We start from the raw sequence: 24,249 nt of genomic DNA, 5'->3' as shown, positions 1-24,249 counted from the left end.
AGGGATGCTTGCTTTCGGATGGTGGGGAAAGTCCCGCACCAAGAATGAGAGCGACTACCTCGTAGCCGGCAGGCGGCTCGGCCCGCTCTTTTACACGGGAACCATGGCTGCCGTAGTCCTGGGCGGCGCGTCAACCGTGGGCGGCGTGGGCCTTGGCTACCAGTACGGCATCTCCGGAATGTGGCTCGTAGTGGCCATCGGCGCCGGTGTCCTGCTGCTCAGCCTGCTCTTCGCCTCGAAGCTGCAGAAGCTGAAGATCTACACGGTCTCCCAGATGCTCTCGCTCCGTTACGGCCCGGGTTCAACCCGCATGTCCTCCGTTGTCATGCTGGCCTACACCCTGATGCTGTGTGCCACCTCCACGGGCGCGTACGCCACCATCTTCGTCGTGCTCTTCGGCTGGGACCGTTGGCTGGCAATCGCCGTAGGCGGCGCCGTCGTACTCATCTACTCCACGATCGGCGGCATGTGGTCCATCACCCTCGCGGACATGGCGCAGTTCATCATCAAGACCATCGGCGTGTTCGCGCTGATGCTGCCCTTCACCTTCGCCAATGCCGGCGGCATCGACGGAATCCGCGAACGCGTGGACGCTGAGTTCTTCAGCATCACCGGCATCGGCGCGCAGAGCATCATCACGTACTTTGTGGTCTACACCCTTGGCCTGCTGATCGGCCAGGACATTTGGCAGCGCGTCTTCACAGCCCGCACACCCCTGATTGCGCGCTGGGGCGGCACCGCGGCCGGCATCTACTGCATCCTGTACGGCGTGGCCGGAGCCCTGATCGGCATGGCAGCCTCCGTCGTCCTGCCGGCCATCGAATCCAAGGACGATGTCTACGCGGACGTCGCCATGAACATCCTGCCGGTGGGATTGGGCGGGCTGGTCCTGGCTGCCGCCGTCGCGGCCATGATGTCCACTGCCTCGGGTTCCCTCATTGCGGCCGCCACGGTGGCGCGCACCGACGTCGTGCCCTACGTCCGCAGCTGGTTCGGCGGTTCGAAGGCCACCGGCACCGACGCTCCGTCCGCCGAAAACCCGGAGCACGACGTCGCCCGCAGCCAGGCCTGGGTCCTGGGCCTGGGCGTCGTGACGATCCTGCTGGCCATTGTGGTCCAGGACGTCGTGGCGGCCCTGACCATTGCGTACGACATCCTGGTGGGCGGCCTGCTGGTCGCGATCCTGGGCGGACTGTTCTGGAAGCGGGGCACCGGCTTCGGCGCAGCAGCCTCCATGGTCGCCGGAACCGTGGCAACCCTCTCCACCATGATCTACCTGGAAATCACCGGAGATGCTCCGTATGACGGCGTATACGCCAACGAACCCATCTACTTTGGCCTCATCGCCTCCGCGGCGGTGTACTTCGTGGTCTCGTTGCTGACGCCGCGGACAGACCCCGCAGTGATGTCCGCCTGGGAGGACCGCGTGGCGGGCCGGGCGCAGCTGGACGCGGCAGATGCAGGCGAGACTGTGGACGCTTCCCGCGCCCAGTAGCTGAGCAGACAAAACAGACAAAAGGAACGCTCCCGCCAGGTGCGGGAGCGTTCCTTTTGTCTGCCGGTTTCTAGGCCTTCGGGCGCGGGCTAGGACCGGCCGCCGGCTGCGGGAACGGCGCTCTCCACTTCCCGGGATTCCTCCGTGGGTTCCGGTTCGCCGGACCCGGCGTCGACGTTCATGCTGGCTTCGTCGAACGGAAGTTCCTTGTCCAGGACCCGGCGGACCTGGTCCTTGTCGATTTCCTTGGTCCAGGTGCCGATCAGCACGGTGGCGACGGCATTGCCGGTGAAGTTGGTCAGGGCGCGGGCTTCGGACATAAAGCGGTCGATGCCCACGATCAGGCCAACACCTTCGATCAGGTCCGGGCGGTGGGACTGCAGGCCGCCGGCGAGGGTCGCGAGGCCCGCACCGGTAACACCGGCAGCGCCCTTGGAGGCGATGATCATGAAGACCAGCAGTGAGATCTGCTCACCGAGCTCCAGCGGCTTTCCCATCGCGGAGGCGACGAACAGTGCGGCCATGGTCAGGTAGATGGCCGTGCCGTCCAGGTTGAAGGAGTAGCCGGTGGGAACGGTGACGCCGACGACCGGCTTGGAAACTCCCAGGTGCTCCATCTTTGCGATAAGCCGCGGCAGGGCCACCTCGGAGGACGAGGTGGAGAAGATCAGCAGGTATTCCCGGCCGAGGTACCGCATCAGCTTGAAGATGTTGAACCCGGTGACAATCTTCAGCAGTCCGCCGAGGATGACGGCGATGAACAGCACGCAGGTCAGGTAAAACGCGATCATCAGGGTGGCCATGGAGACGATCGCCTGCACGCCGGTTTCGCCGACGACGGCGGCGATGGCTCCGAAGGCGCCGATCGGGGCGAGCCACATGATCATCATCAGGATGCGGAAGACCAGCACCTGGATGTAGCCGATGCCTTTGAGGATCGGGGCGCCGCCCTTGCCCATTTTCTGCAGCGCGAACCCGACGAGCAGTGCCACGAAGAGGGTCTGCAGGATCGACTCACCGGTCAACGAAGCGAGCAGTGTGGTGGGAATGATCCCCAGCAGGAACCCTACGGTCCCGCCGTCCTCTTCCGGTGCGGCCGGTGCAGCGGCTCCGGACGACTGGAGGTCCAGGCCTTCACCGGGGTGGATGAAGTTGCCTACGACCAGCCCGATGGCCAGCGCGAAGGTGGACATGACAATGAAGTAGCCCAGCGCCAGGCCGCCAACCTTGCCGACAGTGGCAGCCTTGGCGATCGAGCCGATGCCCAGGACGATCGTGCAGAAAATCACCGGTGCGATCATCATCTTGATCAGGCCGATGAAGGCTGTACCAAGAGGCTTCATGGACTTGCCGAGCTCGGGAGCTACCAGTCCAATAACTGCACCCAGGATCACGGCAGCGATCACGGCTATGTAGAGGACGTGTGTCCGGTCCTTCTTTTTGGCTTTGACCGTGGGCTGGTCGCCGCCGGGTATGGTGGCAGAGGCCATCGCATGCTCCTAGCTTCGTTGATAGCTGGGCCCCGGCGGCGAATCGCAGCAGGAACCGGAAGTAATCCGGCTACATCCTCTCCGCCCCGTGTGACGGTGGTCACGGTTGTGTTCATACTGTTCACGGAGATCCCCCGGGAACCAGCCGCCGGGGAACCAGAATGCGCGTTGCCGCACCGAAGGAGATACTTGCGCAAGTGGAGCCTGGCCAGCCGGCTGCTTATTGGCCAGCTGGCGTTTATCCTCTGCCTGTCCGCCGGGCTGTCCTGGGCGCTCTACGTCCAGGCGGAACAGCACAGCTACGAGGAAACCGCGGACCGGATGCTCTCCGTCGCGGAGACGATCGCCGCGGACCCGTTCGTGCTTGAATCGGTCACGGGCGAGAACCCGAGCGCCGCGCTCCAGCCCTATGCCGCAGAAGTCATGGGCTCTGCGCACGTGGACTTCCTCACGATTATGGCTCCGGACCGGACGCGCTTTACGCACCGAAACGAGTCCGAGATCGGCAGGCAGTACATCGGGTCCGTGGACCAGGCCCTGGCCGGCACCTCCTTCACCGAGGTCTACACGGGCACCCTGGGTCCCTCGGTCCGGGCCATGGTGCCGGTGCTGGACAGCCGCGGCGAGGTTCGGGCACTGGTGGCTGCCGGGTTGACCGTGGACCGGGTAGCGATCGCCCGCGATGCCGAGCTGCCGGGACTGTTCATCATCGCGACTGCCGCCCTGGCCTGGGGAACCCTGGCCTCCCTCCTGCTCACCCGCTACCTGCGGCGGACCACGCAGGACCGCCGCCCGGATGAGCTGGCAGGCGTCTTCGCCTTCCACGACGCCGCGCTGCATTCGCTGCGGGAGGGCCTGCTGCTGATCAACAACGACGGCGAACTGGTGCTCCGCAACGACCAGGCCGCAGAGCTGCTGGGGCTTCCGGACGGGGCGGCGGAGGGCCCCACCGATTTCCGCGGCCTGGGCCTTCCCGAGCCGCTGGCGGAGCTGCTGCGCTCCGGGCGCACCGCCGTCGACGAATTCCACTTCACGAAGGACCGCATCCTGGTCATCAGCCAGTCCCCCGCCGTGGCCGCGGGGGCGGCGGGTGCCGGCCGCGGCAGGAAAACTGGTGAACCCAGGCGGCTGGGAACAGTGACCACCCTCCGGGACCACACGGAGGTGGAGGCCCTGACCGGTCAGCTGCAGTCAATGCGGACGCTCACCGACGCACTCCAGGCCCAGGCACACGAACATGCCAACCGCCTCCATACCGTCGTGTCGCTGATCGAGCTGGACCGCCCTGCGGAGGCACTCGAGTTCGCCACCCGGGACCTGGAGCAGTCCCAGCAGCTGGCCGATGACGTCGTCAGCGCTGTTGGCGAGCCTGCGCTGGCCGCCCTGCTGGCGGGCAAGAGGGCACAGGCGCGGGAGCGCGGAATCGATCTGGAGCTGGTGCTGCAGCCGGAACCGGAAGACGGGACCGGGCCTGCCCTGCTGGACTCCGGCGAACTGGTGACCATTGTGGGGAACCTCGTGGACAACGCCATGGATGCCGTCCAGGGCCTGCCCGACCCGCACATCACCGTGCATCTGGCGGTGGTGGACGACGGCGGACGTCCGGGTTTCCGGCTCTGCGTCCAGGACAGCGGGCCGGGGGTACCGGCTGAAGCACGCCAGCGCATTTTCGAACAGGGATTCAGCACCAAGGCCTCCCTGCCCGGCACCGGCCGCGGGTTTGGCCTCGCCCTGGTGAACCAGGCCGTGCTCCGGCTTGGCGGGACGCTTCAGCTGGACCCAACGGCGGAAAGCGGCGGCGCGCGCTTCACGGTGCTGCTGCCCCTGCCCGAGGGAGCACACCGGTGATCGCGGAACGGCTTATCCGGGTCCTGGTGGTGGAGGACGAACCGGTGGTGGCGGAGGTGCACTCGGAGTATGTGCGCCGCACCGACGGGTACACGCTGGCCGGCGTTGCCCACACCGCGGCCGAAGCCCTGAAGTTCCTGCAGGCACCGGAGGCGGACGTTGACCTGGTGCTGCTGGACATGAACCTGCCGGACCTCCACGGGCTCGACCTGCTGCGCCGCATCCGCGGTGCGGGGATCCCGTCGGACGTCATTGCCGTTACCGCGGTGCGTGAACTCCCGGTTGTGCGGCAGGCGATGTCTGCGGGAATTGCCCAGTACCTGATCAAGCCGTTCACCTTCGCAGCGTTCAGCACCAAGCTCGGGGCCTACCGTGAGTTCCACGCGAACCTGGCCGGTCAAGGCTCCTCCGCCACTCAGTCCGAGGTGGACCGTGCGCTGGCCGCCCTCCGTCCGGCGGTACCGGCAGTCCTGCCCAAGGGGCTGTCCCCGGAAACACTCCAGACCGTGTCCGAAACCCTCAAGCAGGCCGGGGCCCCGATGTCCGCCTCGGAAGTCTCTGCCGCACTGTCCATGTCACGGATCACCGTGCGCCGGTACCTCGAGCACCTCACGGCCCAGCGGGCGGTCCTGAGGACCCCGCGCTACGGGTCTCCCGGGCGGCCCGAGCTCGAGTACGCCTGGCGCCGCTGATTCCCGTTGCCGTCCGGCGAGAGGGCAGTTACGGCTCTTTTGAGCGCTCTAAACAGCCGTAACTGGCCTCTCGGCGATGGGTCAGGATGCGGCGGGATCGGGACGCAGCAGCGGGATGAGGTCATCGAGCACTGAACGGTCTTCGATGGTGGAGGGCACGGTGAAGTCATCCCCGTCAGCAATTTGGCGCATGGTCTTGCGCAGGATCTTTCCGGAACGTGTCTTTGGCAGCGCCTCCACCACCCGGACCTCGCGGAAATCGGCCACCGGGCCGATCCTGGTGCGGACCAGGTCCGCGAGCGCAGCCTGGATTTCCTCCTCCACAGCTTCCGCTCCGGCCTTGAGGACCACGTACCCACAGGGCCGCTGTCCCTTAAGGCTGTCCTTCACCCCGATCACGGCGCATTCGGCAACGGCAGGGTGCGAGGCAACAATCTGCTCGATCGCTCCGGTGGAAAGCCGGTGGCCTGCCACGTTGATGACGTCATCAGTCCTCCCCATGACAAACACGTAGCCGTCCTCGTCCAGGTAGCCCGAGTCGCCGGTGGCATAGCTGCCCTCAAAGGCTTCCAGGTAGGAGGCACGGTAACGGTCATCGCTGCCCCACAGCGTTGCGAGGGTTCCCGGCGGCAGCGGCAGGTCCAGGACAATGTTCCCCTCTGCCCCGGGCGGAACCTCCGCGCCGGCACCGTCGACAATCCGCACCCGGAAGCCCGGGACAGGGAAGGTCGGCGAACCGGCCTTCAGGGGCTGCGCGTCCAGTCCCATGGGGTTCGCGCAGATGGCCCATCCGGTTTCGGTCTGCCACCAGTGGTCCACCACCGGGATGCCCAGCGATTCGGAGGCCCACCGGTACGTCTCCGGGTCCAGCCGTTCCCCCGCGGCGAAGAGGGTCCTGAGGCCGGAGAGGTCATATCCCGCGGTGAGGGCGGCATCGGGGTCTGCCCGGCGTATGGCCCGCAACGCTGTGGGCGCGGTGAAGAGAACGTCGACGCCGTGTTCGGCCGCCACCCGCCAGAACGCACCGGCGTCGGGAGTCCCCACCGGCTTGCCCTCGTACAGGACTGTGGCGGCACCGGCAATCAGCGGTCCGTACACAATGTAGGAGTGCCCCACAACCCAGCCGACGTCGGAGGCCGTCCACATTGTCTGGCCCGGAGCGACGTCGTAGATATTGGCCATTGACCAGGCCAGGGCCACTGCGTGGCCACCATTGTCCCGCACCACGCCCTTGGGTGAACCCGTGGTTCCGGAGGTGTAGAGAATGTACAGCGGGTCTGTGGCGGCAACGCTGACTGGTCCCTGTGGACGGGCAGAGGCGGCCAGCATGGCCCAGTCCAGCCAGGCTGCGCCGCCCGCGCCGTCGAACTCCGCTGCCGTGTGGGCAAAACCCTCGCGGGCCGTGACGACGACGGCGCGTACCGGGTGGGCTGATGCCTCCAGTGCCTGGGCGACGGTGGGGAGGTACTCCACGCGTCGCTTGGGCTCTAGTCCCCCGCTGGCGGTCACCACGGCGTCAGGACGGGCGTCGTCAATCCGTGCCGCCAGCTCAGTGGCGGCGAAGCCGCCAAACACTACCGAATGCACCGCGCCCAGCCGGGCGCAGGCCAGCATGGCAATCACTGCCTCGGGGATCATCGGCAGGTAGATGACCACACGGTCCCCGGCACGGATACCCTGCCCGTGCAGTACTCCGGCGAAGGTCTCCACCTCCGAGAGCAGTTCGGCAAAGGTGTAGGTGCGCTGGCTGCCGAGCATCGCTGAGTCGTACACGAGCGCAGTCTCGCTGCCGCGCCCGGCCAGTACGTGGCGGTCAAGGGCGTTGTAGCTGGTATTCAATGCACCGTCCGGGAACCAGCGGAACAGCGGGGCGCCGGAGTCATCCAGCGCCCGCTGCGGCCGGACATCCCAATCGATGAGGTCCGCTGCCTTCAGCCAAAACGCCTCCGGGTTATTGACGCTGGCGGCATAGGTTTCGGCGTAGCCGGCAGTTCCCATGAATCCTCCTCGATTCGCGGTCCGTTCGCGTGGTCGCGGCGCACGCAACCGTGCGTACCGGCCATCGTAGGCGACCGCGAGGGTTGTGGAAACCCCCATGTGTATACACAACGTGCTCACGGCCGGAGCAAACGGGAGACTTGCTGCACGATAACCCTTTCTGTGTATACACTGAGGCGAGCAAGAGACATCGTGGGAAGGGCTACCATGCGGGCCAGCGACAAGGCTTACGCCATGCTGCGGGAGGACATCGTCGAATGGCGGCTGCCCCCGGGAACCGTGCTGGGAGAAGTTGAACAGTCCCAGCGGCTGGGCGTCTCCCGGACTCCGCTGCGCGAGGCCCTCGCCAGGCTTACCGCGGACGGGCTGACCGCTCCGCACAACGGACGCGGCGTCGTCGTCACGCCCATCTCCCCTGAAACCGTGCTCGCGCTCTTCGAACTGCGGCAAGCCCTGGAATGCCAGGCGGCCTCGCTCGCGGCGGTAAGGGGCCGGCCCGAGATCTTCCGCGGACTGCGGAGCGATTTCCAGGAAGCGGCGGCGCGGCTGGACGCGGATCCCGGCGAAGACCCGGCGCGGCGCGGGTACTACGCCCTCGTGGCGCGGCTGGACGCCGGAATCGACGAAGCTGCCGCCAATCCCTATCTGGCGCAGGCCCTGGTCAACGTGCGGCTGCACCTTGCACGGGTGCGCCGGCTGGCGAAGGACAACCCGGCGCGGCTGCGCGAGACGGCCGGCGAACACGCCACGATTGCAGCGGCCATCGCATCCGGGGACCCCGCCCTCGCAGCAGCCGCCACCAAAGTCCATCTGCACAAGAGCCTTGAACACTTCACCACCGTCAACCACCCCTGAGACGAACCACCCGAGAGGACCACGCCTTGAAAACGCATCACGTACGTGTTTACCGCAGTGAGGAAAACCTGCCCCGCGAGGAGCAGCTGGCCTGGAAGATCGCCGCTGTTGCCGCCGACCCCGTGGACGTCACGGACGACGTCGCAGACATGGTCATTAACCGCATCATCGACAACGCCTCCGTGGCCGTGGCATCCCTGAACCGCGGACCGATCGTCGCCGCCCGGGCGCAGGCGCTGTCCTTCACGCCGTCTTCCGGGGGTTCCGGAGCCTCTGTCTTCGGTGTCCAGGAAAAGACTTCCCCCGAGTGGGCCGCCTGGGCCAACGGGGTGGCCGTCCGTGAACTGGATTACCACGACACCTTCCTCGCCGCGGAATACTCACACCCCGGAGACAACATTCCTCCGATCCTGGCCGCTGCCCAGCACACCGGCGCATCCGGCGCGGACCTGCTGCGCGGCATCGCCACCGGCTACGAAATCCAGGTGGACCTGGCTAAGGCCATCTGCCTTCACAAGCACAAGATCGACCACGTCGCCCACCTCGGTCCCTCCGCCGCGGCCGGCATTGGAACCCTCCTGGGCCTGGACACCGAGACCATCTTCCAGGCCGTGGGCCAGGCACTGCACACCACCACCGCAACGCGGCAGTCCCGCAAGGGTGAGATCTCCACCTGGAAGGCGCACGCACCCGCATTCGCCGGGAAGATGGCCGTCGAGGCCGTGGACCGTGCCATGCGCGGCCAGACCTCCCCCACCCCCATCTACGAAGGCGAAGACGGTGTCATTGCCTGGCTGCTCGACGGGCCCGATGCCTCCTACGACGTGCCGCTGCCGGCCCCGGGCGAGGCGAAGCGTGCCATCCTGGACACTTACACCAAGGAACACTCAGCCGAGTACCAGGCCCAGGCCTGGATCGACCTGGCCCGGAAGATCCACCGCGAGCACCCCGAGACGGCCGACCCGGCCAACGTTGCCTCGGTGCTGATCTCCACCTCGCACCACACCCACTACGTCATCGGCTCCGGCGCCAACGACCCGCAGAAGTACGATCCCACTGCGTCACGCGAGACCCTGGACCACTCGATCCCGTACATCTTCACGGTCGCCCTGCAGGACGGCGCCTGGCACCACGTTGATTCCTACTCCCCCGAACGTGCCGGGCGCCCGGATACCGTAGCGCTCTGGCACAAGGTCACCACGGTGGAGGATCCCGAGTGGACCCGCCGGTACCACTCGGTGGACATTGCGGAGAAGGCCTTCGGCGGCCGGGTGGACATCACGCTGGCGGACGGCACCGTGATCACGGACGAGATCGCCGTGGCCGACGCCCATCCGCTTGGTGCCCGGCCGTTCGTCCGCGCCGACTACATCCACAAGTTCCGCACGCTGGCGGCGGGACTGGTCTCGGAGGAGGAAATGGACCGCTTCATTGCGGCCGCCGAGCGCCTCCCCGAACTCGCGGCCGGGGAACTCGGCCAGCTCAACATCAACGCCGCAGCAGGCGTCATCGACCCCGCCGCCGCACCGAAGGGACTGTTCTAGATGCTGTACTCCTCCACTACCCCTGAGCAGAAGCGCATCGCGATGCGCGAAGGCCTGGCATCAGGCACCCTCCAGCAGTACCCGGGAGCGTTCAACCCGCTGTCCGCACGGCTCATCCAGGAAAAGGGCTTCTCCGGCGTCTACATCTCCGGCGCAGTCCTGGCCAATGACCTGGGCCTGCCGGACATCGGCCTGACGACGCTGACCGAGGTGGCTGCCCGCGCCGGACAGATTGCCCGGATGACGGACCTGCCGGCCATTGTCGACGCCGACACCGGCTTCGGCGAGCCGATGAACGTTGCCCGCACCATCCAGGAGCTGGAGAACGCCGGGCTGGCCGGCTGCCATATCGAGGACCAGTTCAACCCGAAGCGCTGCGGCCACCTGGACGGCAAGAACGTGGTGGACCTGGACACCGCCACCAAGCGGATCCGCGCTGCCGCCGATGCCCGCCGGGACCCGAACTTCCTGATCATGGCCCGTACGGATATCCGCGCGGTCGAGGGCCTGGAAGCCGCCCAGGAACGGGCCCGCGCCCTCGTCGAGGCAGGCGCAGATGCGATCTTCCCTGAGGCCATGAAGACGGTGGAGGAATTCGCCGCCATCCGCGCCGCCGTCGACGTCCCGATCCTGGCCAACATGACCGAGTTCGGCAAGAGCGAACTATTCACCTATGACCAGCTCGCTTCCGCAGGCGTGAACATAGTCATCTACCCGGTGACGCTGCTGCGCAGTGCCATGGGCGCTGCCGAGCGGACGCTGGAGACCATCAAGGCCGACGGCACCCAGGCCGCCAGTGTTCCCAGCATGCTCACACGTGCGCGCCTGTACGATCTGGTGGATTATGAGGCGTACAACCGCTTCGATACCTCGGTATTCAATTTCCAGGTCCCCGGCACCCCGGCGTCGGCCTGACCCCGGACGTTCCATTCCGGCATACTCACCAAAGAAGGCACTGCACCACCGCTGACCTGCGCACCACGACGAAGGAGTCCCAATGACCGACACCACGATTCATAAGGGCCTGGCCGGAGTGCTGGTGGACACCACCCGCATTTCCAAGGTCAACCCGGAAACGAACTCGCTGCTCTACCGCGGCTACCCTGTCCAGGAGCTGGCCGCCAAGTGCTCGTTCGAGGAAGTTGCCTACCTGCTCTGGCACGGAGAGCTGCCCTCGGCGGATGAACTCGCGGTGTTTACCGACGCCGAGCGTTCCCAGCGGGCACTGTCTCCGGAGCTGAAGGCGGTCATCGACGCGCTGCCGGTCACCTGCCATCCGATGGATGTGTGCCGGACGGCTGCCTCGGTCCTGGGTGCCCAGCACGAGGCTGCGGACGATTCCAGCGCAGAGGCCAACCTCGCAAAGTCCGTGAGCCTCTTCGCCGGCATGCCTGCCGTCGTCGCCTATGACCAGCGGCGCCGGCGCGGCGAGGACCTGGTGGAGCCACGGGAAGACCTGGGGTACTCGGCCAACTTCCTCTGGATGACCTTCGGTGAGGAAGCCGCCCCCGAGGTGGTGGACGCTTTCAACGTCTCGATGATCCTGTACGCGGAGCACTCCTTTAATGCGTCCACGTTCACGGCGCGGGTGATCACCTCCACGCTGGCGGACCTGCATTCGGCGGTTACCGGAGCCATCGGTGCACTGAAGGGTCCGCTGCACGGCGGAGCCAACGAGGCCGTGATGCACACCTTCCAGGAGATCACCGAGGCCACCGCGGAGGAGGACGAAGCTGCCGCCTACGCCGCTGCCTGGTTGGATGAGGCGCTGGCCGAGAAGAAGAAGATCATGGGCTTTGGCCACCGGGTCTACAAGAACGGTGATTCCCGCGTTCCCACGATGAAGGCTTCACTGGACGCGATGATCAAGCACTATGACCGTCCGGACCTCGGCGAGCTCTACACGGCGCTGGAAACGGCGATGGCGGAGCGGAAGAACATCCTGCCCAACCTGGACTATCCGGCGGGACCGGCCTACCACCTGATGGGCTTCGACACGCCAACCTTCACTCCGCTGTTCGTAGCGGCGCGGATCACCGGCTGGACCGCGCACATCATGGAGCAGCTGGAAGCCAACTCGCTGATCCGTCCGCTGAGTGAATACAACGGCCCGGACGAGCGCCACCTGGCCTAAAGGCCCGGTTCAAAACACGAATGCCCGCCGCAGGTTTTCCTGCGGCGGGCATTCGTGTCTCATCCGGGAAGCTCCTGATCGGCATGCGGGTGAACCGCCTGCACCGCCCGGATCTCTGGATACCGGTATTTATGGCCATGCCGCGGATGCTCGCGGAGCTGTCGGCCGACGCCGGTTCAGGACTGCTGGGCTACCGCATCACTATGGGTGCAGGCGGCCCGCTGGTGGTCCAGTACTGGCGAACCCCCGAGGACGCCTACGCCAGTGACACCGGTGCCGAACACCGGCCGGCCTGGGCGGAATTCAACCGCCGGGCACGCAGCGCACCCGGTGCCGTAGGTATTTGGCATGAGACCTACGTGGTGAACCGGGCAGAGCCGATGTACGTGGGCATGCCGCTGACCGGTCTGGCCGCCGCAACCGGCAGCCGAGAAGCCGGGACAGGAAGCCGGGCTGCACAGCGGCCGGGACCGGCGCGCAGGGCTGCCTGAACGGCGGGGCCATCCAGCCCTCTAGGTGGAGGAAAAGACGACGCTTGCCACGCACTCATTGTCCGGCGCCAGCGTGATGACGGCGGCGAAGTAGTCGCCATCGAGCACGCGCGGCAGCCAGTGCGCCGAATCTTCCCACATGTGCGGGTACGGAATGGAGCCTGCGGGGTACCAGGCAGGATCGATTTCCGACGACGGGGACGGCTCCCCCAGCCAGTTCCAGCTGCGGTAGACCACCGTGGACATGTCCCATTCGGGTTTCGCGGGAAAGACGAATTCGATGGTCCCGGCCGGTTCAAGATCAGATTCCGCCATCCTGACCCCGGATTCCTCGAAGACTTCCCGGACGGCGGCCTGCTCGGGGGTCTCTCCCGGCTCCACGTGTCCGCCCAGGCTCACGATGCGGCCAACACCGAATCCGGTCTTCTTCAGCCCCAGCAGAACTTCCTGCCCGCCGCCGCGGGTTTCGCGCATCAGGAAGCACAGCACCACCGGGGTTGCCCGCGGCGACTGCCCGGCCGGGTTCACAGTGCCCGCGGATGGGCCGCGGCATAGACTTCACGCAGCGTGTCGGCCGTGACCAGTGTGTACACCTGGGTCGTCGTGACGGACGCGTGGCCAAGCAGCTCCTGGACTACGCGAACGTCCGCACCGCCCTCCAGCAGGTGCGTGGCGAAGGAATGGCGCAGGGTGTGCGGGGAAACATCCCGGTCGATCTTCGCCCGTTCGGCGGCGGTCTTGAGGATCGTCCAGGCGCTCTGCCGGCTCAGCCGTCCGCCACGCGCATTGAGGAAGAGTGCCGGGGTGCCTTTCCCCTTGGCCGCTGCGCCGGGCCGGCCACGGACGAGGTACTCGTCCAATGCCCGTGCAGCGTAGGAGCCGAGCGGCACCAGGCGTTCCTTCGACCCTTTGCCGAACAGGCGGACGACGTCCGGGCCGTTGGCCGGGATGCGTTCAAGTGAGAGGTCGTCGATATCCAGGCCCACAGCTTCGCTGATGCGTGCGCCGGTGGAATAGAGGAACTCAAGCAGGGCCCGGTCACGCAGCCCGGTGGGGGTGTCCAGCGGAACGGCTTCCAGGATGCGCGTCACCTCATCCACGCTAATGGCCTTGGGCAGGCGTTTGCCCGGAAGCGGCGGATGTACGTCTGCGGCGGGATCCTGCTCCGTCAGCCCTTCCAGCGCCCAGAACTTGTGAAGTCCGCGCACGGCAACGATGGTCCGGGCGGCTGAGCGCACGCTGAGGGCGGAGGCGCCGTCGGACCCCTCCGCGATGGACCTGGCAAAGGCAGTGACGTCGTGCCGGGTGATATCGGTGACGGAGGTGCGTCCGCCGGCGGCAAGGAAACGCGCATAACGCAGCAGGTCGCGGCGGTAGGCATCCACCGTATTGCGGGCCAGCCCTCGTTCGACGGCCATGTGCTGCAGGTAGGCACCAATGGCACGGCCGACGGCGGTGGAACGCAGTTCCTCCTCTGCGGACCGGGAACTGCGGGCTGCCGGGGCGGGAGCCTTGGGCATTTCCGCCTGCTCCTGGGCTGCGAGTTCTGCCCGGTCGAGGACGAGGGTGGGGTTCAGCTGGGCGGAAAGGTCCAGCTCGACGGTGTCATTGTGCCGGGGCACGGCCTGGGCGCCGTCCGTTCCGGCACTGGATGGAGGAACGTTTGACGGCATTGGTTCCCCCTAGCGGACGGAACCGTTGGGCCAGGCGTGATGCTCCGAATGGTGTTCCGGCCAGGGCGCATCCCCCGGACGCAGGCCGGCGTAGCCGGTACTGCGCGCCGCAGCAGCCGCAAGTACTGCCGCTGCCGCCGAGGGGCTGTGGATCCGCCCTTCCAGGACCGCCTTCACGGCGTCGTCGAGATCCACCCAGAGCATCTTGATTTCCGCTTCCTCGTGGAAGCGTTCGTGCCGCTCGGCCTCGGGGACCTCGTGCAGGCCGCGGGCAAGGTAGATGCGGAGCTCCTCTCGGGAGGACCCGGGAGAGAGGAAGAGGTCGGTGAGGACGTTCCAGTCCTCGGCAACGAGGTCTGCTTCCTCGGCCAGTTCACGGACAGCGGCGGTGAGGTAGTCCTCGCCTTCGACGTCCAGGAGCCCGGCGGGGATTTCCCACAGTGTCATCCGTACCGGATGGCGGTACTGGTTGATGAGCAGGATCTGGCCCTGTTCGTTCATTGCCAGAATGGCCACGGCACCTGGGTGCCGGATGAAGTCGCGGACCAGGGGTTCACCGTCGTCGGTCAGGGTGAACTTTTCGCTCACCACGTCCCAAATGGGACCGCTGTAGGCCACGGAAGATTCCAGCAGCCGTCGCGGACTCTGTTCGTCGGCGAACCCCCGGTCCTCGCTCATGTCCTTACGCCTCCGCGCCCTGGTGTGCCAGCGCAGCCTTGATCAGGCCGGCGAACAGCGGGTGGGGACGGGTGGGCCGCGAGCTCAGTTCCGGGTGCGCCTGGGTGGAGACGTAGTACGGGTGGACTTCTTCGGGGAGTTCTACGAACTCCACGAGCTGGCCGTCCGGGGACGTTCCGGAGAAGACCAGGCCGGCTTCGGCAATCTGCTCGCGGTAGGCGTTGTTGACTTCGTAGCGGTGCCGGTGGCGTTCGGCGACGGCGGTCTTGCCGTACGTCTTGGCCACAACGGAACCTTCGTCCAGCTTGGCGTCCCAGAGACCCAGGCGCATGGTTCCGCCCATGTCTCCCTGACCTGCAACGATGTCCTTCTGCTCGGCCATCGTCGCGATGACCGGGTACTTGGTATCCGGCTCGAACTCGCTCGAGGACGCGCCCTCCAGGCCCACCACGTTGCGGGCGTACTCGATGACCATGCTCTGCAGGCCAAGGCACAGGCCCAGGGTAGGCATCTTGTTCTCGCGGGCGAACTTCAGTGCGCCCAGCTTTCCTTCGAGGCCGCGGATCCCGAAGCCGCCGGGAACGCAGATCGCGTCCACGCCGTCCAGTGCCTTGCGGGCACCCTCTTCGGTAGCGCAGTCATCGGAGGGAACCCAGCGGATCTTCACCTTGGTGTTGTTGGCGAAGCCGCCGGCCCGCAGGGCTTCGGTCACCGAGAGGTAGGCATCCGGCAGGTCGATGTACTTGCCGACCAGCGCCACCTCAAGGTGGTGCCTGGGGTTGTGGACGGCCTCGAGCAGGCGGTCCCACTTGGTCCAGTCGACGTCCTTGAACTTCAGTCCCAGGTGCTGGACGATGTACGCGTCCAGGTTCTGGGAGTGCAGGGTCTTGGGAATGTCGTAGATGCTCGGAGCGTCCGGGCAGCCGATGACGGCATCAACGTCGACGTCGCACATGCGGCCGATCTTGTCCCGCATGGAGTCCGGCACGGGCCTGTCGGAGCGGATGACGATCGCGTCCGGCTGGATACCGATGGAACGGAGGGCTGCCACCGAGTGCTGGGTGGGCTTGGTCTTCAGTTCCTGGGACGGGCCGATGTACGGAACCAGGGAAACGTGCAGGAAGAAGACGTTGTTGCGTCCTACGTCCTGGCGGACCTGCCGGGCCGCTTCGAGGAACGGCTGGGACTCGATGTCGCCTACGGTGCCGCCGATTTCCGTGATGATGACGTCCGGGGACTTCTTCGCCTCGGAGGGCAGGCGCATCCGGCGCTTGATCTCGTCGGTGATGTGCGGAATGACCTGGACGGTGTCACCGAGGTATTCGCCGCGGCGTTCCTTGGCAATCACGGTGGAGTACACCTGGCCGGTGGTCACGTTGGCGGACCCGTCGAGGCTCTCATCGAGGAAGCGCTCGTAGTGTCCAATATCGAGGTCGGTCTCGGCACCGTCATCGGTGACGAAGACCTCTCCGTGCTGGAAGGGGTTCATTGTGCCCGGATCCACATTCAAGTAGGGATCGAGCTTCTGCATGGTCACCGAGAGGCCGCGTGCCCGAAGCAGGTGACCGAGGCTGGAAGCCGTCAGACCCTTACCGAGGGAAGAAGCCACACCGCCGGTGACGAAGATGTGTTTGGTCGTAGAAGACGACTTGGGAAACCTGGAATTTGATCGCTGCACCACGGAATTCGAGCCTATCACCTTTTGTTGGTTGGGGTATTACTCACCGGGGACGGCAGCCGTCGCCAGCAGTTCCTCGGCGTGGGCACGGGCCGACTCCGAGTCCTCATGGCCCGCGAGCATCCGGGCCAGTTCCCTGATCCGGGCCTCGCGGTCCAGCACGACGACGTCGCTGGCGGTTACGCCGGTTCCGTCGCCTGCGGAGGAAGAGGTTTTGATTACGCGGATGTGGTGGCCGGCGAAGGCAGCCACCTGGGGCAGGTGGGTGACCACAATCACCTGGACATGCCGAGCGAGCATCGCCAGCCTGCGCCCGATTTCAATGGCCGCCTTGCCGCCGACGCCGGCGTCCACCTCGTCAAAGACGAAGGTGGGCACCGGGTCCACCTCCGCCAGGACCACTTCGATCGCGAGCATGACCCGCGAGAGTTCACCGCCGGACGCTCCCTTGCCCAGCGGGCGGGGCGGGGCGCCGGGATGCGGCGCGAGCAGGAACTCAATGGCATCGGCACCGTACGGACCAAGCTCACCGGTTGGCTCTACGTTGATGACCAGCCTGGCGTCCGGCATGGCCAGCGCGGTCAGTTCCGCACTCACGCGTTCTCCGAGTTCGGCTGCGGCTTCGGTGCGGAGCTTGGTCAGGCCGGCTGCCTCGTCCCGGAGCCGGGCTTCGAGTTCGGACAGTTCGGCTTCGAGGGATTCGATCCGGTTGCCGTCGTCTCCCAGGTCGGCCAGCCGCGCACGGCTCGTTTCGGCCCATTCGAGCACCTCATCGATGCTGGGAGCGTACTTCCGGACAAGGGTGGCAAGCTCGGCCCTCCGGGCTTCAACTTCCGCGAGTCTCCCGGGTCCATCGGAGTCAAGGGATGCGCTGTAGCTGGACAGTTCGGCAGCAATGTCCGCGAGGATGTAGCCTACCTCGGCGAGCCGGCCGGCTGCGGCAGCCAGCGCCGGGTCGTGTTCACCGGCAAGTTCCAGCTGGCGCTTGGCGGCGTCAACCAGCGACGTGGCGTCCGAGCCGTCGGAGAAATCCCCGGCGACCAGTGCGGAATGCGCGCCGACTGAGGCTGTCCGCAGCTCCTCGACATTGCCCAGGCGCATCGCCTCGGTTTTCAGGTTCTCGTCTTCGGCCGGTTCCGGGGCAACGGCGTCGATCTCTTCAAGTGATGCGGCAAGGTACTCGGCTTCGCGCAGGCGTTCCCGGGCGGTCTCGCGCAGCTCAGTCAGCTCGGCTGCTGCGGCGCGCCAGCGGTCATAGCCCTGCCGGTAGGCAGCCATGGCTGCGGCGAGCGTTTCCCCGGCGTACTTGTCCAGGGCTTCCCGCTGGGCCGTGGTGCTCTTGAGCCGCAGCTGGTCCGTTTGCCCGTGCACCGCCACCAGGTGGCTGCCCACCTCTGCCAGCACGCCCACCGGAGCGGATCGTCCGCCCAGGTGTGCGCGGCTGCGGCCGTCGGCGTTGACGGTGCGTGCCACCAGGAGTTCAGTGCCGCCGTCGTACTCCTCCAGCTCTGCGCCCGCGTCCGCGGCGCGGACAAGGGCCGGGCTGTCCGGCGAGAGCCGCACGACCGCTTCCGCCAGCGCGGATTTGGCGCCGGTGCGGACCGCACCGGCGTCCGAGCGGGCGCCCAGGAGGAGTCCGAGGGCGGTGATGACCATGGTCTTGCCGGCGCCGGTCTCACCGGTGACCACGGTGAAACCTGAACCAAGTGTCAGCGTCGCATCGGTGATGACGCCCAGGTCCCGGATGCGGATTTCTTCGATCACGGGAGCACTCCTCCGCTCTCGGCTACGTCTGCGGGATGGTTCGCCGGTCCGCGCCAGCCCTGGGTGGGCAGCTGGAATTTGCGGACCAGGCGTTCGGAGAACGGCGTCTGGTGGGTTCGTGCCAGCCGGACGGGAACATCCGACCGGGTGACTTCCACGCGGGCACCCGGGGGCAGGTCGAGGCTGCGCCGGCCGTCGCACCAGAGCAGGCCGTTGGCGGCGTTCCGGGTCAGGATCTCCACCGCCAGAATTGAGTCCGGGGCCACCACCAGGGGCCGGGAGAAGACGGCATGGGCGCTGATCGGGGTGATCAGCAGGGCTTCCACCTCCGGCCAGACCACCGGTCCCCCGGCGGAGAAAGCGTAGGCTGTGGATCCGGTGGGGGTGGCCATGACAACGCCGTCGCAGCCGAAGGATGAAATGGGGCGGCCGTCCACCTCCATGACTACCTCGAGCATGCGCTGGCGATCCGCCTTCTCGACGGCGGCTTCGTTCAGGGCCCAGGTGTGGGCGAGCAGGGTGCTGTCCAGCCACACCTTCACGTCGATGGTGAGGCGTTCCTCCACCGTGTACGCCCGGTCCACGACCCAGCCGACGGTCTTCTCCAGGTCTTCGCGTTCACTTTCGGCCAGGAATCCAACGTGGCCCAGGTTCACGCCGAGCAGCGGGACTTCGGTGTCCCGCACCAGCTCGGCGGCGCGCAGGATGGTTCCGTCTCCGCCCAGCACCATGCCGAGATCCACATCCGCGAGCTGCAGATCTTCGAAGAGGATTTCGGTGGGGACGGTGAGCTGTCCGTATTCGGCCTGGATGTCCTCGAGATCCTTGCGCCGCATCACCGGCACCAGGCCGGCGGCGTGCAGCTGGGTGCAGACTTCCTGGGCCGCAGCCATGGCGGCCTTCCGGCCGGTGTGCGCGAGCACCAGTATCCGTCTGCTCATCTTGTCCAGTCCTGTTCTGCCCCGTTACGGAGCAAGTGTGTTGCCGTCCCGCCAGTCTTCTACGCCCTGCGGCGCCTCCGCAAACGCGCCGGGTCCGCCAAAGACCCCGTTGACGAGTACCGCCGCCGCTGCGGCCCGGTCTGCCGCGTCGCGGGGAGTCCCCTGGGGGACCGTCATCCACATAAAGAATTCCACATTCCCGTTCTGCCCGGGCAAAGGACTGCGGGCGATTCCGCTGATTTCCAAACCCGCGTCCAGCGCGGCGCCGGCCACCCGCTCGACTGCGAGCCGGTGGCGTGCCGGATCGGTCACGACGCCGGTGCGGTTCAGCAGCTCCCGGCCCACCTCGAACTGGGGTTTCGCCATCAGCAGCAAGCTGCCTCCCGGCCGTGTGGCGGCTGCCAGCGGAGCGATCACCATGGTCAGGGAGATGAAACTCAGGTCGGCCACGGTGAGGTCCACGGTGCCGCCAATGTCCGCGGGTGTGAAGTAGCGGACGTTCATGCCCTCGAAGACCCGGACCCGTGGATCCGCGCGGAGGGAATCCACCAGCTGGCCGTGCCCTACGTCCACCGCCGCCACTTCCAGGGCCCCGGCGCGCAGCAGCACATCGGTGAACCCGCCGGTTGATGCACCGGCGTCCAGGCAACGCAGACCGGTAGGGTCCACGCCGGGGAATGCCGCCAGTGCACCCGCGAGTTTATGCCCGGCCCGGCTCACGTAGTCGGGTCCGCCGTCGTCTGCCACGCTCAGCGGTTCCTCCGGCCGGATGGGTGCAGACGCCTTGGTGAGCACGGTCTGGCCGCGCTGTACGCGTCCTGCGGCGATGAGCTTGGCGGCATGCGTGCGCGAACGGGCCAGGCCGCGGGTCACCAGTTCCTGGTCAAGCCGGGCCATGCTAAGCGGGTCCCTGTCCAGGAAGCGGCGCCGCGGTTGGAGTCACGCCCGTGGAACCTGCGCCAGGCACAGATCCGCGGCTTTGGCCTGGTTCCTCGTTGAGCGCCGCGAGCAGACCGTCGTGCAGTCCTGCGTAGAGGGCAGCGTGATCACCCACCGGCGTCTCGGCGATGTCTGACAGGCCGGACAGCACCTCATCGACAGCCGGGTCCCCGGTCAGTTCCGGTTTCGGGGAGTCCCCGCCGGTCTCTGCTCTTTCTTCCACGGGCACAGCCTAGCGCCCGGCGCTGACAGTCCAGCGGACCTGTGGATTCGTTGCCTTCTCAGCATCCGGGTGTTCTTCCCACCAGGCAGCACACGCCGCCCGCCATCCGTCCAGATCCCCCTCAGGGGCCGCGATGAGTACCTCTTCCCCGCGAACACGGGCCGTCGCCGAGCCGCAGCGGACTCCACCTTCAACGGTTTCGACGGCCGGGTACGGCTCGTACAAGGCTGCCAGGGATGGAAGGAGATAGCTGGGCCGCTCCGGCGTCCGCGCGGCCAGCGCCGCGGCCGGGCTGTCGACGCCGGTGAGGACCAGGGCAGTCGCATAGCCGGCATTGGTGCCGCCCAGGATGTCGGTGTCCAGCCGGTCCCCGACGACGAGCGGCCGGGCCACACCCACATGGCGTGCCGCCGTCGTAAACAATGGTGCTTCCGGCTTACCGGCCACCACGGGACGCTGACCGGTGGCGGCAGCGACGGCAGCTACCAGTGTGCCGTTGCCCGGGGCGATGCCTCGTGCCTGCGGGATGGACAGGTCCGTGTTCGTGGCAACCCACACGGCTCCGGCAGCGACCGCAAACGCAGCTTCGGCAAGGTCCTTCCAGCCGAGCGACGGGTCGAAGCCCTGGATCACCGCCGCCGGATTCTCTTCGGCCGAGTCGACCGGTTCCAGGCCCTGGGCCCGCACCTGGTCCCGCAGCGTTGCGCTTCCGGTGACCAGCACCCTGCTGCCGGCCGGAACCAGTCCGGCCAGCAGCTCTGCCCCGGCCTGTGCGGAACCGAAGACATTCTCCGCGGTGGCGGGCGCACCAAGATCACGCAGGTGCTCAGCGACCGCCGCTGAGGAACGCGAGGCATTGTTCGTGATGTAGGCGAGTTTTACGCCGGCACCCTCCAGCCCCTGCAACGCCTCTGGCGCTCCGGGAATGGCATGGGGGCCGGCATAGACAACTCCGTCCAGGTCCGCGAAGACGGCATCGAACCTGCCGAGGAGCGGCTCAGTCATTGCTGTCCGCGCTCGAACGGGCGTCCTCATCCTCGCTGTCGGACTCGGTTTCCTCGGCTCCCAGGAGGGATTCTCGCTCGTCGCTGGGGAGGGCGTCGTCCTCCTCTGCGTCGACGTCGACGTCGGCCGGGTTGGCTTCGGTTTCAACGCGCTCAGCGTAGTTGCCGGAGCGGTCCTCTCCCGTGCCGGCGTCGGGACCCGTGCTGTCACCGTCGCTGTCGCTGTCGCGGCGGAAGCGCGGCTTGCCTGCCGGTTCATCGTCCTCACCGAGGTCCATGATCTCCGGCTCAGCGAACGCGCCAACGCCCAGGACGCTTTCTGCCAGCAATGCCTGACGGCGCCACGGCTCGGCTTCGTTGCCCCGTCCTGCCAGTTCAAGGGCATCGGCGTAGGCACGGAAGAGCCTTGGGCTGTAGGAGAAGGCGCGGTTCTTGTCCAGCTGCGGGATCTCGAGTGCGCTGACAGCGGCGTCGTACTGTTCCATGTCCATGCGGGCACCGGAGGCAACGATCGCGATGTCCACCTTGCCGGCATTGTCCAGTCCCGCAGCTTCCTCGGAACGGACCAGGTCCAGGGCACGGTCCGGGCGGCCCAGTCCACGTTCGCAGTCCGCCATCATGGCCAGGTATTCATTGGATCCGCTGATCCGGCGGTGGGTGCGGAACTCGCGGAGCGCATCACCGAACTCCCCCGCCGCGTAAGCGGTCAGGGCCACTGCTTCACGGACGGCTGCAAGGCGGCCGCCGCGGCGGCTTGCTGCCAGGGCGTGCTGGAAGGCAAGCTCGGGATCGGTATCGATCAACCGGCCCGCCATCACCAGGTGCTTGGAAACCCACTCACCGTTGACCTCTTCGAGGTTGCGCAGCTGGGCGCGGGTGACCTTGTCCAGCTCCTGGCCCGTGACGTCGTCGTCAATCTCCGGAGAACGTTCGCGGCCGGCACGGTTGGCGCTGCGCAGGTCCCGGGCGTTGTGCTTGCGCTCAGTGACGGGAGCTTCCTCGGTGCCGTGGCGCTGGGGGCGGTCATTGCTCCGATGCGGACGGTCGTCCTTGCGGAAAGGCTTGCGGTCGCCATCGCGCGCCGGCCGGTCACCAAACGGCTTACGCTCACGGGAATCCTTGCTGAACGGCTTACGCTCACCGCGATCCGAATTAAAGGACCGACGCTCACCATCACGTCCCGGCCGATCACCCCGGTCATTGCTGAACGGCTTACGATCACCGTCACGCGCCGGACGGTCATTCCAGGATTTCCGCTCCCCGCGCTCACTGCTGAACGGCTTACGATCATCACGATCCGAATTAAAGGACCGACGCTCACCATCACGTCCCGGCCGATCACCCCGGTCTTTGCTGAACGACTTACGCTCACCATCGCGTCCCGGACGATCATTCCATGACTTCCGCTCCCCGCGCTCACTGCTGAACGGCTTACGCTCACCACGTCCGGCAAACGGCCTACGCTCACCACGATCCGAATTAAAGGACCGACGCTCACCATCACGTCCCGGCCGATCACCCCGGTCACTGCTGAACGGCTTACGATCACCGGAATCCGTGCTGAACGGCTTACGCTCACCGTCGCGTCCGGCAAACGGCTTACGCTCACCGCGCTCACTGCTGAACGGCTTACGCTCACCACGATCCGAATTTAAGGACCGACGCACACCATCACGTCCCGGACGATCACCCCGGTCTTTGCTGAACGACTTACGGGAAGCGCCTTCTTTACCAAAAGGCTTACGCTCGCCGTCACGAGCGGGACGACCGGAGGAAGACTGCCGGTCGTTGTAGGACTTGCGCTGCGGGGGCTTACGATCGTTCGCGCGGGGTCGTCCCTGGCTGTCGCGCTCTTCCCGGTTGTTCTGCTCGGACATGCTGAGTTCCTCTCGTCGTGAGCCGACCAACGGAATTTAACTGCAGTCGCTCGTCACTATGTATGTGTAGGTAATTGGCAGGACTACACCTGCAAAAGTCTTGGGGACCGCACGGGGTCCTCCCCAATTCTACGGCAGAGCGCGTGCACCACGATCCGATCGGCTGTCTACGGCGTGTGACACACAGTGAAGCTCCCCACTTTCCACCCCCGTGCTCCGATGAAAAGACAGCGAAGGGTGGGTGGTTCCCAGCCCTCGTGACCGCTGTTTCTGATGAGACCGGGTTCCTGCTGTGGTTCCCAGTCGTCGTGACCGGTGTTTCCCATGAGACCCGGTTCCTGCTGTGGTTCCCAGCCCTCGTGGCCGGTGGTGCCCCTGGGACCCGGTTGTTGCGGTGGTTCCCACCCGTCGTGGCCGGTGGTGCCCCTGGGGTTCCGCACCGCGGTGGTTCCCACCCGTCGTGGCTGGTGGTGCCTGGTGTGGTCCCGGGAAGGGCCAGGAGTCACAGGAGCTGGGAAACCCCGTCCCGGCCAGCTGTTCCAGTCCCCTGGTTCAGGCCAGACCCCGAGGACAGGGGCAACGGCTGGTTAAACACGGAAAGGGCCCGCACCAGGGTGCAGGCCCAAAGAACACACCCGATCAGCGCGGGCCGCCGGCCCCGGTACCCGCGCCCGTCCCCGGCAACTTGTCCGGGCAAACGGTCCGGGCCGGCAACCATCCCCCAGACCAGCCCCCCGACCCACGAGCCCACGGCTGTGGGTGTTCGGTGGTGTTAAAGCAGTTCAGGCCCCGCAACCCTGCGGGGCCTGAACCTGTAATGATTGTCCGGCGGTGACCTACTCTCCCACACCCTCCCGAGTGCAGTACCATCGGCGCTGCGGGTCTTAGCTTCCGGGTTCGGAATGGGACCGGGCGTTTCCCCCGC

21 protein-coding genes and 1 rRNA gene are annotated in these 24,249 nt (G+C 66.6%); 9 read left to right on the top strand and 13 right to left on the bottom strand.

The features are described from left to right. Positions 1-4: 4 nt before the first annotated feature. On the top strand, positions 5-1,495 hold the full coding sequence (locus tag GD628_RS07080) for a sodium:solute symporter family protein (RefSeq protein WP_226802467.1): 1,491 nt from the start codon (positions 5-7) through the stop codon (positions 1,493-1,495). Positions 1,496-1,584: 89 nt separating this feature from the next. Here the strand turns inward: GD628_RS07080 and GD628_RS07075 are convergent, their stop codons facing one another. Next, positions 1,585-2,985 (bottom strand): cation:dicarboxylate symporter family transporter, encoded by a 1,401-nt coding sequence (locus GD628_RS07075; RefSeq protein WP_091605755.1) that lies wholly within the window; start codon positions 2,983-2,985, stop codon positions 1,585-1,587. 189 nt (positions 2,986-3,174) lie between these two features. Here GD628_RS07075 and GD628_RS07070 point away from each other — a divergent pair, with 189 nt between their 5' ends. Both GD628_RS07070 and GD628_RS07065 read left to right on the top strand, forming a co-directional pair. Next, positions 3,175-4,833 (top strand): sensor histidine kinase, encoded by a 1,659-nt coding sequence (locus GD628_RS07070; RefSeq protein WP_152274268.1) that lies wholly within the window; start codon positions 3,175-3,177, stop codon positions 4,831-4,833. Continuing rightward, on the top strand, positions 4,830-5,525 hold the full coding sequence (locus GD628_RS07065) for a response regulator (RefSeq protein ID WP_338083408.1): 696 nt from the start codon (positions 4,830-4,832) through the stop codon (positions 5,523-5,525). Before GD628_RS07070 ends, GD628_RS07065 begins: the two co-directional genes overlap by 4 nt. An 81-nt stretch (positions 5,526-5,606) precedes the next feature. On the opposite strand, the gene GD628_RS07060 is transcribed toward GD628_RS07065, so the two are convergent. Then, a complete protein-coding gene (locus GD628_RS07060; RefSeq protein ID WP_152274267.1) occupies positions 5,607-7,523 on the bottom strand; it encodes an AMP-binding protein in 1,917 nt (638 codons plus the stop codon). A gap of 207 nt (positions 7,524-7,730) precedes the next feature. On the opposite strand from GD628_RS07060, the gene GD628_RS07055 reads away from it, so the two are divergent. The 5 genes from GD628_RS07055 to GD628_RS07035 all read left to right on the top strand — a co-directional run bounded on the left by GD628_RS07055 (position 7,731) and on the right by GD628_RS07035 (position 12,547). Further along, positions 7,731-8,378 carry a GntR family transcriptional regulator gene (locus tag GD628_RS07055; protein WP_091605763.1) on the top strand — a complete coding sequence of 216 codons (648 nt, stop codon included), beginning with the start codon at positions 7,731-7,733 and terminating at the stop codon, positions 8,376-8,378. Between the two features lie 26 nt (positions 8,379-8,404). Further along, entirely contained in the window at positions 8,405-9,922 is a 1,518-nt protein-coding gene (locus tag GD628_RS07050) for an MmgE/PrpD family protein (protein ID WP_152274266.1), read from the top strand. Continuing rightward, the gene (gene prpB / locus GD628_RS07045) at positions 9,923-10,837 is read left to right on the top strand and encodes a methylisocitrate lyase (RefSeq protein ID WP_152274265.1); all 915 of its coding nucleotides are present in this window, start codon (positions 9,923-9,925) and stop codon (positions 10,835-10,837) included. Positions 10,838-10,919: 82 nt separating this feature from the next. After that, complete coding sequence (locus GD628_RS07040) at positions 10,920-12,056, top strand: bifunctional 2-methylcitrate synthase/citrate synthase (protein ID WP_152274264.1); 1,137 nt, start codon at positions 10,920-10,922, stop codon at positions 12,054-12,056. A 20-nt stretch (positions 12,057-12,076) separates the two neighbouring features. Continuing rightward, positions 12,077-12,547, top strand: a complete 471-nt coding sequence (locus tag GD628_RS07035) for a DUF4188 domain-containing protein (protein ID WP_152274263.1) — start codon at positions 12,077-12,079, stop codon at positions 12,545-12,547. Positions 12,548-12,568: 21 nt separating this feature from the next. Here the strand turns inward: GD628_RS07035 and GD628_RS07030 are convergent, their stop codons facing one another. From GD628_RS07030 to GD628_RS06985, 10 genes are all read right to left on the bottom strand, one after another. Then, entirely contained in the window at positions 12,569-13,036 is a 468-nt protein-coding gene (locus tag GD628_RS07030; protein ID WP_338083415.1) for an 8-oxo-dGTP diphosphatase, read from the bottom strand. 35 nt (positions 13,037-13,071) lie between these two features. Continuing rightward, positions 13,072-14,067, bottom strand: coding sequence for a site-specific tyrosine recombinase XerD (gene xerD, locus GD628_RS07025; protein WP_152274578.1), 996 nt, complete (start codon positions 14,065-14,067; stop codon positions 13,072-13,074). A 162-nt stretch (positions 14,068-14,229) separates the two neighbouring features. Then, positions 14,230-14,898, bottom strand: coding sequence for an NUDIX domain-containing protein (locus tag GD628_RS07020; RefSeq protein WP_091605776.1), 669 nt, complete (start codon positions 14,896-14,898; stop codon positions 14,230-14,232). A 4-nt stretch (positions 14,899-14,902) separates the two neighbouring features. Next, entirely contained in the window at positions 14,903-16,597 is a 1,695-nt protein-coding gene (locus GD628_RS07015; protein ID WP_091605779.1) for a CTP synthase, read from the bottom strand. A gap of 18 nt (positions 16,598-16,615) precedes the next feature. Continuing rightward, complete coding sequence (gene recN, locus GD628_RS07010; RefSeq protein WP_152274262.1) at positions 16,616-18,340, bottom strand: DNA repair protein RecN; 1,725 nt, start codon at positions 18,338-18,340, stop codon at positions 16,616-16,618. After that, on the bottom strand, positions 18,337-19,281 hold the full coding sequence (locus GD628_RS07005; RefSeq protein WP_091605784.1) for an NAD kinase: 945 nt from the start codon (positions 19,279-19,281) through the stop codon (positions 18,337-18,339). The genes recN and GD628_RS07005 overlap by 4 nt, the downstream gene beginning before the upstream one ends. Positions 19,282-19,305: 24 nt before the next feature. Next, complete coding sequence (locus tag GD628_RS07000) at positions 19,306-20,178, bottom strand: TlyA family RNA methyltransferase (RefSeq protein ID WP_091605787.1); 873 nt, start codon at positions 20,176-20,178, stop codon at positions 19,306-19,308. 1 nt (position 20,179) lies between these two features. Beyond that, entirely contained in the window at positions 20,180-20,443 is a 264-nt protein-coding gene (locus GD628_RS06995; RefSeq protein ID WP_091605790.1) for a hypothetical protein, read from the bottom strand. 9 nt (positions 20,444-20,452) lie between these two features. After that, positions 20,453-21,448, bottom strand: a complete 996-nt coding sequence (locus GD628_RS06990; protein ID WP_152274261.1) for an HAD-IIA family hydrolase — start codon at positions 21,446-21,448, stop codon at positions 20,453-20,455. Next, positions 21,441-22,262 carry a tetratricopeptide repeat protein gene (locus tag GD628_RS06985; RefSeq protein WP_091605796.1) on the bottom strand — a complete coding sequence of 274 codons (822 nt, stop codon included), beginning with the start codon at positions 22,260-22,262 and terminating at the stop codon, positions 21,441-21,443. The genes GD628_RS06990 and GD628_RS06985 overlap by 8 nt, the downstream gene beginning before the upstream one ends. A 6-nt stretch (positions 22,263-22,268) precedes the next feature. Here GD628_RS06985 and GD628_RS06980 point away from each other — a divergent pair, with 6 nt between their 5' ends. After that, the gene (locus tag GD628_RS06980; protein WP_152274260.1) at positions 22,269-22,847 is read left to right on the top strand and encodes a hypothetical protein; all 579 of its coding nucleotides are present in this window, start codon (positions 22,269-22,271) and stop codon (positions 22,845-22,847) included. 1,300 nt (positions 22,848-24,147) lie between these two features. Here the strand turns inward: GD628_RS06980 and rrf are convergent. Next, a 5S ribosomal RNA gene (gene rrf / locus GD628_RS06975) occupies positions 24,148-24,249 on the bottom strand; the annotation flags it as partial.

The sequence above is a fragment of the Arthrobacter koreensis genome, from assembly GCF_009193255.1.
Lineage (GTDB): Bacteria > Actinomycetota > Actinomycetes > Actinomycetales > Micrococcaceae > Arthrobacter_B > Arthrobacter_B koreensis.
Note: the sequence above shows the minus strand (reverse complement) of the source record. Positions and strands in the feature narration are given on the sequence as shown.